This is a genomic window from Sulfobacillus sp. TH-112 (assembly GCF_057473405.1).
In genome coordinates this window covers 1-9,237 of the sequence record NZ_JBYCKN010000154.1, presented here as the reverse complement: position 1 = coordinate 9,237, position 9,237 = coordinate 1, and the positions used below count along the sequence as shown (strand labels likewise).

Below are 9,237 nucleotides of genomic sequence, written 5' to 3'. Positions count from 1 at the left end.
TTCAGAAAGAGTTTTATCAAAGTATTCGTGACGCACTAAAACCCGAGGGGATTCTGGTGGCGCAGTCCGAATCGCCTTTTATTCATCAGGACTTGATTCGTCAGATGAAAGACGGCATGCAGACCGCGTTTGCTCATGTGCAGATGTATGTCGCGGCCATCCCGACGTATCCTACCGGATTTTGGAGCTTCTTAATGGCGTCTGAGCATGCCCATCAGCCTTCGTCACGGTGTCAAGGAACGGCCATTGACACTCAGTATTGGACTCCGGAGCTAGAGACAGCGGCGTTTCAACTGCCAAAATTCGTCAAGGATCTCATGCAATGAGTGAATTCACGAAGATGGACCGATTTTTGGGAATGAACGCGGATAGGGATACGGCGGATTGGGTATATTTTGGCATTCCGATGGATTTTACGGTCTCTTTTCAGCCGGGCTCTCGCTTTGGACCGGGTCGGGTGCGCGAGGCATCTTATGCATTAGAGACCTATTCTTTAGCCCAAGATCGCGATCTGGAAGATGTACGCGTTTGTGACGCGGGGGACTTGGAATTGCCGTTCGGGAATGTGGTGAAGAGTTTATCGCAAATTCGCGAGGCGGCGCGCAGCATCCTCGAAGAGGGCAAGAAGTTCTTTGCTGTAGGGGGAGAACACTTAGTCACGTTGCCACTGATAGAGGCCATGGTAGCACAGTATCCCGATTTGGCAGTGGTGCACTTTGATGCGCATGCTGATCTCCGCGATGACTATCTTGGTGAGTCGCTCTCTCATGCGACCGTCTTGCGGCGGGTGAGCGAATTGCTGCAGCCAAAACATCTGTACCAATTTGGTATTCGGTCATCGACCCGCGACGAAGCTATCTATGCGAAAGAGCACGTGAACTTTTATCCTCATGCGGTGTTGGAACCCTTGAAGTCTTGCATCGGGGAGTTGAAGGGGCGCCCGGTCTATGTCACGATCGATATTGACGTGGTGGATCCGGCATATATGCCAGGAACAGGGACACCGGAACCCGGGGGGATTAGTTCTCAGGAAGTGCTCGCAGCGGTTCGCTTGTTCCGCGAGTTACAGATTGTGGGAATGGATTTGGTAGAAGCCATGCCAGCCAATGATCTTTCACAGCGCTCCGGCGTATTAGCGGCTAAAATGGTACGGGAGGCGCTCTTGGCTATTTCGGCAATGTAGGGGGAGGAACAGCATGTCGATGACATCACGACTCGAACAAGCCCGCCAAGAGATACGGCGGGTCATTCTCGATTTCTTGCATCATGAAGGATTCTTCGCATTGGACGAGATGGTGCGGATTGACTCCCCGACAGAGCGAGGCCATGGGGACCTCACCACCAGCTTTGCGATGAAGTCGGCTGCCGCCATGAAAATGGCGCCACGGGCGGTATTAGAAAAATTATTGGCCTATTGGCCAGAAATGCCAGCGATTGAGTCGCTCGATATTGCCGGGCCAGGATTTCTTAACTTGACTCTGCGGACGGCATGGCTCAGCGAAGTGGTCGGCGATGTACTGAGTCATCCCGAGGAGTATGGGAACACCGATGCGGGGCGCGGACAGCGCGTGTTGCTCGAATATGTGTCGGCCAATCCTACCGGGCCAATGGTGCTGGTGAGCGGCCGTGCGGCCGTGGTCGGCGATGTTCTCGCCCGAACCATGACCGCCGCTGGATTTAGTGTCTTCCGTGAGTTTTACGTGAATGATGCTGGCAATCAGACAGTCACGTTGGGACACGCGATGGCGCTTCGGTTAAAGGAACTCGCCGGAGAAGAGGTCATGAGTGCCTGGCCTGAGAATGTGTACCCTGGGGAGTACGTGAAAGATTTAGCCGCGCGTTATTGGCAGGAGCATCCGGAAACCGACCCTCACCAATTAAGTGAAAGACACTATACAGAGCTTGGCGCCTACGGGGCGGACATTATGCGACAGAGTCATGAAGAGGTTTTGAGTGCATTTCGGGTGACCTTTGATCAATGGTTTTCGGAACGTGCGTTGCGGGAGGCGGGCGCACCTGAGAAGATTATAGATCGGTTGCGACAGCGGGGGTATATGCGCGAAGCCGACGGCGCCTTATGGTTTACCTCGACCGTCTTTGGTGATGATAAAGATCGTGTGATGGTGCGATCGGACGGTACCTATACCTATTTTGTGCCGGATGCGGCCTACCATGCGGGGAAATTTGACCGTGGCTATGACTATGTCATTGACGTTTTGGGGCCCGATCATCATGGGTACGTCAATCGCATGCGGGCGGTGGTGGAAGCGCTCGGATATCCCCGCGACCGGCTAGAGATTTTGATTATTCAATGGGTGCGTTTAATGCGTGGAAAAGAGCTGGTCAGGATGTCTAAACGCGGCGGACAATTCGTCACCTTAGAAGACCTCATAGACGAAGCTGGCGTAGACCCGGCACGATTTTTTCTCGCCGAGAGAGCACCGGAAACGCCGTTGGATTTTGATCTTAACCTGGCGACGCTGAAGAGTTCAGACAACCCGGTATATTACGTGCAGTATGCGGGTGCTCGAATTCACAGCATTATGCGGGCCTGGCGTGCCTCTGGCCATCAGCCGGGACCACTAGATTTTACGGCGCTTATTGCCCCGTCAGAACGCGTCTTGTTGATGCTTTTAGCGGAATTTCCCGACGTGGTGAATCGAGTGGCTTTAGAGCGGGCACCACAACATTTGCCAAATTTCTTGGTGGACCTGGCGAGTGCCTTTCATAGTTTTTATCGCGCTGAACGCATATTAGATGCTCCGGATGGCGTCCGCGAGGCTCGTCTGGCACTCATTGAGGCGGTGCTCACCGTGATCACGCGAGGTTTGGATTTGCTCGGCATTCAACAACCCGAGGAAATGTAGGATGCCAAGGCGTAGCGATGTTGCCGAAATGTTGTACGACTGGTGGAACGAAGGAGTGCGGGTGCTCTATCTCCAGACCTACGACGAGGCGCAAGCATTTAATGCCGGTGCGGGGCTCGCTGACCAGCTGGGCGTTCCGCTTTGGCGATGGAGTATGGTGGGCGGACTGGTGCGCTCCGGCGACGTACTTTCCGGGCAGTTGACGCGAGATCCTGAAGTACTGGTGGATAAAGTATTGGGGATGGATGCTGGGGTGATTGTGGCCTATGACTTGTTGGCCAGCCCTCTTCCACCCCGGACCCAGAGAGCGATTAAAGAGCTCACCCATCCAGGGCGAAACACCTTTCTCATCATGGTGGGATCTCTTCATGTGGCCATGCCGGAATCTCTGCGTTACGATGTGCTGTCATGGATATGGGGCGGGGTTGACATGAGTTCCCTTTACCGTTGGTCTCAAAGCCCCGTTGTGAGCTTGGCAGACGCGTCAAGGCGCCAGCAGATTGCGTTGCCAGGCCTGGAATTGATACGTCATGGCACCGGCTGGAGAGAGGTGGGAGGACTGACCTTGCTGAAGGCCTGGGCGGATCAGCGAAAATTGGCCACTCACCCGGAATTGCATCTGCCCTTTCCTCGCGGAGTGCTGCTCGCGGGAATTCCTGGGACCGGTAAAAGCCTTTCGGTCCGAGCGTTTGCGAGTGACTGGGACATTCCATTATTCCGGCTTAATTGGGCGGGAATTATGGGACGCTATGTGGGCCAGTCAGAAGCGCAATTGGCGGCGGCTATTGACTCGGTAGAAATGCTGGCGCCAGCCATTTTGTGGATTGACGAAATCGATAAAGCGATTGGTCGAGCCGGATCAGAATCCGACGGGGGAGTGAGCCGTCGGCTCTTAGGATGGCTTTTAACTTGGCTGCAGGAGCATCAAAGTGCCGTCATGCTTATGGCCACCGCTAATGAAGTGGAGACATTACCGGCAGAACTCTTGCGCCCGGGACGGTTTGACGCCCTATTTTTTGTCGACTTGCCGGATAGTAAGGCCCGTGAAGAGATTCTTTTCATTCACTTGCAAAAAATTCCTGTCGATGACATGGCAGCCTATGAAGGCACCGCCGCCGACTGGACCGATTTCTCGGGAGCGGATATCCAAGAAGCGGTTATGAAAGCTCGATTTCTCGCGGCACAGCGCCACGAACCATTAACCCGGAATGTGTTGCAAGAGGCGGGGCATACGGTAATTCCCTGGGCCCGAACCTTAAAGGAAGAGGTCTCTCGACGTCGTGACTGGGCGAAAGGTCGTATGTATCGGGCGTAAGATTAGGGAACGAAGTATTCCGTGAAAGGCTTTTGGTCTAGTTTGAGGCGAGTGGCGGGAACTTCTGGAGGGACAGGACGCACTCGGTCAATTTGGCTTGCATGGTAGGCTACCCAGACTTGAGCCTCTTCACGAGACACACATTGGGATAGCGGAGTGTTTTTAAGCACCTCTTCGGCCGCTTGTAACGCGTCTTGTTCGCGCTGCAAGATATTTCGAATGACGGGGTGATGGGAATGGTATCCGGTCCAACGCACAAACGTACTAGGAAGCGCGTTGTTGCGACTGTGATTACATGCGCGGCATGCAATCACGCAGTTATCTAGTGTCGTACGACCGCCCCAACACACTGGGATGACATGATCCAATGTTGATCCCGGTCCACCACACCAGGCACAAGTCCATCCATCGCGACGTTGGATAGTTCGATAGATTCGTCGATGGGCCAGCGGGCGATAATTGAGTCGCAGTATGCCATCTGCCGTCATTGTCGCAAGCCCGTCTCGCAGATTTTGTTCTGCCTTCTCGAGAGTGCACGGTGTCAGCGGACGACCGCTCAAGTCCACGACCGGCACCTTATCAGTGAGTACGGATTCCGCCTAGGACGCCTCCTTGATTGTTCCTAATTCATTATACCATGTGCGCGTACCATCTTATCTATCCCGGCTTTTGAAACGGATGGATGGTTGCCGTGGGGCGTGAGGCGGTCAACGAGGGCTCAAAAAACAGGTGATAGGCATTGAGATGGATGATTTTTTGATAGGCTTCCGGCGAGAGGTCTGACTCCAGACGCTGGATTTTTCCCCAGGCATCGTGAAAATCTTGCGGTAATCCCCCGCTCCCGAACACTAGACGGGTCGGTCCCAGTGCACGAATCGCCTCTTTAATGGCACCCAAGGGGGCATGCGAGGTCTCTAAAAGCACTTGAGCGTGGCGCTCTGCCAGCACTAACGCTTCCTCCAAATAGGGCGAGCATTGTCCCATCGAGTGAATGATGACCGGGATAGAGGGGAATTCCATCAGGAATTCGTCCCAAAGGCCCGGGCTATCAAATCGCAGTGGCGCTGCGCCGGGGCCGCTATGGACGATGAGGGGGCGCTTAAGGGGTTCCATGATTTGACCCAGAGTGCGGATCTCATCAGACCACGGAAACACCCGATCGAGTCCGGGATAGCCAAAGGCTCCCCCAGCCCCTTGTTCCAGTAATTGGCGTAGTGCCGACGCATGTCCCGGTCGGAAAGGTGCTAGCGCAATCCAACGCGGATTGTCGCGTGCCATTGAGAGAATCCCTAAGGCATCGTCGTATGGACGTGCCGAGGTGAGGACGCCCCAATCAATCAGCACGCGACGTTCGGCTTCAGGGCCGAGTGCGCGTTTTACGTCAAGCGGGCGGCCATCCAACGGACGACACACCGGAACATAGGTGGAGACATCTGTGACGCCCAATTGGATTAATGGAGCTTCAGGGTCGCCAGAAATCAGCATGGTTTCTTGTTCATCGGCCACGGCGAGCACTCGCCCCTGGTGGGCAATGAGTGCTCCTCCGATATAAGATGACCCGGAAAATCGTCCCAGTAAGGGCGCTAACACCGTGGTGGCAGAGATTTTTTGACTGCGCACAATGGTTTCTTCATGAAATTGGCTCCGTTCTGCCAGGGTGCGCGGACTGGCTGCCATAATAACTAAGTCCGGGGCGAGTTCCAGAGTGCTCCTCCAGAGGTCGTCATCCATAGCGTCTAATCCCGCCAATATCACAATTCTTCCCCAACGAGTGGAAATGGCCCCCACCCCTGGTCCTGGCTCGAACCAGGGCCGTTCGGTCGGCTGGAAGAGCACTTTGGCTTGTGAGCCTGCCATGGTGCCGTCTCGTTCGATGACCACGCACCGTTGTTGTTTTTTGCCGCTCTCGGGCTCGAGTGCACGCACGCTTCCACTAATGACCATCACATTTAATTCGCGGGCTAAGCGGCCGATTTTGTCAATATAGCGGTTGGGTAACACTTCGACCGGATTTAACCCTAGGAACCATTCGGGAAAGACCACGATATCGGCCCCTCGGCTGGCAGCGTGCCGCATTTGGTCTAAGGCGCGATTGGTCGCCGCTTCCACATCGCGAATGTATGGACCTTGCGAAATAGCAATGCGAGGAGTAGACATAGCCTCCCACCTAACCTGGTTGATATCCTTATCCTACCTTAAATAACATATATTGGCAACACCGAAAACTCCCGGGCTACCGAGATACGTTGGGGAGACGATCGAGTACAATGGGCGTGGAGGCGAGACACATGAACCCATCGGACACTATTCGATTAACCATTGACGCGAAGGGCCTACCTGCACCCTTACCCATTATTCGAGTGAAGAAAGGGCTCGGGGCCATTGAGGTCGGAGAGATTTTAGAAGTGTGGACGACGGATGTCACGTCAGGTGATGATTTTCGTTCCTTTATGCGCTCCACGGGCCACGAGTTGGTTAGGGTAGAAGAGGAGGCTCCTCCGTTTCGGTTTCTCATCCGACGGACTCGTTAAGTCCTTAAAGTTCCAGGAGGAATGCAGCACCTGGTCGGCCTCTGGCCCTTGAATTCCTTGGCTTCGCACGAGTACCTCAACCGTGTTTTCTACCCGGGCTAGGATGCGGCTTTCGCCATCAAAGTGGAGGTCAAGAAAGTTGAGCAACAATTGCGGATTGACGATGACTTCCACGTTGCGACAGGAGGCTAATGATGTTAGCGATCCGTCTTCGTCCCACTGTTCTCGTCGTATCCGCCTTTCGTCTAAAGGCCACAGGTCATTCCACCACCAAGGGTTGGCTGACGGTTGAGCCACGAGGCGAGCGCCGCTACGGTCTAGCGCTTCGAGGACGTTAACAAAGTGGGGTTCGGCGTTGGTGTGCGGTCGTGCAAAGGCATCATAGCAGATGGCGGTCGCCATCGAAATATTCGTATCCGTCAGGGTATGGAGCGCTAAGGCCTTTTTCAGGGATCCGGGAGAGAGATCGAGCTGATCTTCCTGCGTTGGGACCAAATTGACTTTCCTCGTATGATACACCACGTGTCCTAGGGGACTCACGGTAAAACTCAGATTGTAGATGCGATTGTTCCGGGCTCGGTAGGTGTTGAGATCATAATTCCATCGGCTCTCGGGTAAAAGGGCCGAGCCAGCCACCACGGTCATTTGATAGTCATGGGCGAGGCGGGACATGGTGCCGTGCCATATATGCCAGACATGTGCTGCGCCGTGGGCAAAAAATGCGCGTTTGCTACTCACAGTATGAAACCGTAACATGGACCAGAGAATGGCCCACTTTTGAGCGTTCCCAATGGCGGCAAAGGCGTCATTCATGGTGTGCATGTCGGATAACAACGTGGCGCGTCCCTCCATCAATAGGAAGGTCGCTAAATCTTCCGGAAACACGATGACGGCCGGTCGACCAGTCTCGCGTTGCTGTTGTGCGGCTTTGAAGTACCGCTCGATTTTGTGATAAAAGGCCTCTTTGCTAAAATAATCTTCGGCATCCATATAGGGTTGCACAGCAAATAAATCCACGATCACACGAAATCCTCCGATTTTGGCCACTCCTTGACCCATTGGGACTTTAAGGTCCGCTCTCCCCTATCCTACCACGAGAGTGCTCTGGACAATCGCCTATCTCTGTGGGTGAGGAACCGTTTCTGGGCGAACATGGCCTCGGACCCCTCTTTTGTCTTATTATAGGGAGGATCAGTGAAATCGGGCAAATGTATGGGAGGATGCAGAATTGGCGAAAAATCAACAAGAGACCATGGTACGCGAAAGCTTACAGGCGACGGTCAAGAGTCGTCAGATTCGTGCCTTGCGAGGTACGCAATTGGTGTGCCGCAATTGGCCACAAGAAGCTGTATTGCGAATGCTCATGAATAACCTCGACCCCGAGGTGGCGGAAAAACCGGAAGAGTTAGTGGTCTACGGTGGGCGCGGCAAGGCGGCTCGAAACTGGGCGTCCTTTGATGCTATTATCGAATCTCTCATCGACCTTCGCGATGATGAGACTTTGCTGATTCAGTCAGGGAAGCCGGTTGGGGTATTTGAAACTCATTCTCGGGCGCCTCGGGTTCTCATCGCAAATAGTCTTTTGGTGCCCCACTGGGCGACTTGGGAAGAGTTTTGGAAACTGGAAGAGATGGGTCTCACGATGTACGGACAAATGACTGCCGGATCATGGATTTATATTGGCAGTCAGGGCATTTTGCAAGGGACCTACGAAACACTAGCCGAATGTGCGGAGCAGCACTTTGGGGGCACCCTAAAACATCGGGTGGTGTTGACGGCAGGGCTTGGCGGAATGGGAGGGGCGCAACCCCTCGCCGTAACCATGAACGGTGGGGTGGCGCTAGTGATTGAGGCCCAACCGGACCGGCTGCGTCGTCGACTTGAGACGCAATACCTCGATCGCGAGGCCAGTGATTTGGCTGACGCATTGCAACAGGTGGAGGCCGCCCGTCGGGCAGGGGAGGCCGTGTCCATCGGATTGCTCGGGAACGCCGCGGAAGTTTTACCCGAACTGGTGCGACGTAATTTTCATCCCGATATTGTGACCGACCAAACCTCCGCTCACGATCCGCTCAATGGCTATATTCCGGCCGCATTAAGTCTGGAGCAAGCCGATCAGTTGAGAAAAGCACAACCCGCTGAATATGTGCAGCGATCAAAAGAGTCTATGGCTCGCCATGTTGAGGCTATGTTAGCTTTTATGGATCAAGGGTCGGTGGTGTTTGACTACGGCAACAATCTGCGTGAGGTCGCTCGAGGAGAGGGTGTGACGCGAGCGTTTGACTTTCCGGGATTTGTTCCTCAATATATTCGTCCCCAGTTTGAAGAAGGACGTGGACCGTTTCGCTGGGTAGCATTGTCAGGCGATCCCGAGGATATTAAGAAGACGGATCAAAAGGTATTGGAGCTCTTTCCCGACGATGAGCGATTACGACGGTGGATTACAATGGCGCAACAGCGGGTGCAATTTCAGGGGCTTCCGGCAAGAATTTGCTGGCTCGGCTATGGCGAGCGCGCCAAATTT

General features: G+C 54.2%; 9 protein-coding genes. 6 read left to right on the top strand and 3 right to left on the bottom strand.

What is annotated here, in order from left to right; genetic code table 11:
- The 4 genes from ACOJWD_RS11065 to ACOJWD_RS11050 form a co-directional block, all read left to right on the top strand.
- The coding region (locus ACOJWD_RS11065; protein ID WP_486993289.1) for a spermine/spermidine synthase domain-containing protein at positions 1-326 on the top strand (326 nt) is incomplete at its 5' end.
- A complete protein-coding gene (gene speB, locus ACOJWD_RS11060; protein WP_486993288.1) occupies positions 323-1,183 on the top strand; it encodes an agmatinase in 861 nt (286 codons plus the stop codon). The genes ACOJWD_RS11065 and speB, both read left to right, overlap by 4 nt.
- A gap of 13 nt (positions 1,184-1,196) precedes the next feature.
- On the top strand, positions 1,197-2,867 hold the full coding sequence (gene argS, locus ACOJWD_RS11055) for an arginine--tRNA ligase (protein WP_486993287.1): 1,671 nt from the start codon (positions 1,197-1,199) through the stop codon (positions 2,865-2,867).
- A gap of 1 nt (position 2,868) precedes the next feature.
- On the top strand, positions 2,869-4,182 hold the full coding sequence (locus ACOJWD_RS11050; protein WP_486993286.1) for an AAA family ATPase: 1,314 nt from the start codon (positions 2,869-2,871) through the stop codon (positions 4,180-4,182).
- Positions 4,183-4,184: 2 nt separating this feature from the next.
- On the opposite strand, the gene ACOJWD_RS11045 is transcribed toward ACOJWD_RS11050, so the two are convergent.
- Both ACOJWD_RS11045 and ACOJWD_RS11040 read right to left on the bottom strand, forming a co-directional pair.
- Positions 4,185-4,748 carry an HNH endonuclease gene (locus ACOJWD_RS11045; RefSeq protein ID WP_486993285.1) on the bottom strand — a complete coding sequence of 188 codons (564 nt, stop codon included), beginning with the start codon at positions 4,746-4,748 and terminating at the stop codon, positions 4,185-4,187.
- 91 nt (positions 4,749-4,839) lie between these two features.
- Positions 4,840-6,339 carry a nitrilase-related carbon-nitrogen hydrolase gene (locus tag ACOJWD_RS11040; protein ID WP_486993284.1) on the bottom strand — a complete coding sequence of 500 codons (1,500 nt, stop codon included), beginning with the start codon at positions 6,337-6,339 and terminating at the stop codon, positions 4,840-4,842.
- A 110-nt stretch (positions 6,340-6,449) separates the two neighbouring features.
- Between ACOJWD_RS11040 and ACOJWD_RS11035 the strand changes: the two genes are divergently transcribed.
- The gene (locus ACOJWD_RS11035) at positions 6,450-6,713 is read left to right on the top strand and encodes a sulfurtransferase TusA family protein (protein ID WP_486993283.1); all 264 of its coding nucleotides are present in this window, start codon (positions 6,450-6,452) and stop codon (positions 6,711-6,713) included.
- Here the strand turns inward: ACOJWD_RS11035 and ACOJWD_RS11030 are convergent.
- On the bottom strand, positions 6,609-7,736 hold the full coding sequence (locus tag ACOJWD_RS11030) for a carbon-nitrogen hydrolase family protein (RefSeq protein ID WP_486993282.1): 1,128 nt from the start codon (positions 7,734-7,736) through the stop codon (positions 6,609-6,611). The two genes, ACOJWD_RS11035 and ACOJWD_RS11030, sit on opposite strands and share 105 nt — an antisense overlap.
- Positions 7,737-7,941: 205 nt before the next feature.
- Here ACOJWD_RS11030 and hutU point away from each other — a divergent pair.
- The coding region (hutU, locus tag ACOJWD_RS11025) for a urocanate hydratase (protein WP_486993281.1) at positions 7,942-9,237 on the top strand (1,296 nt) is incomplete at its 3' end.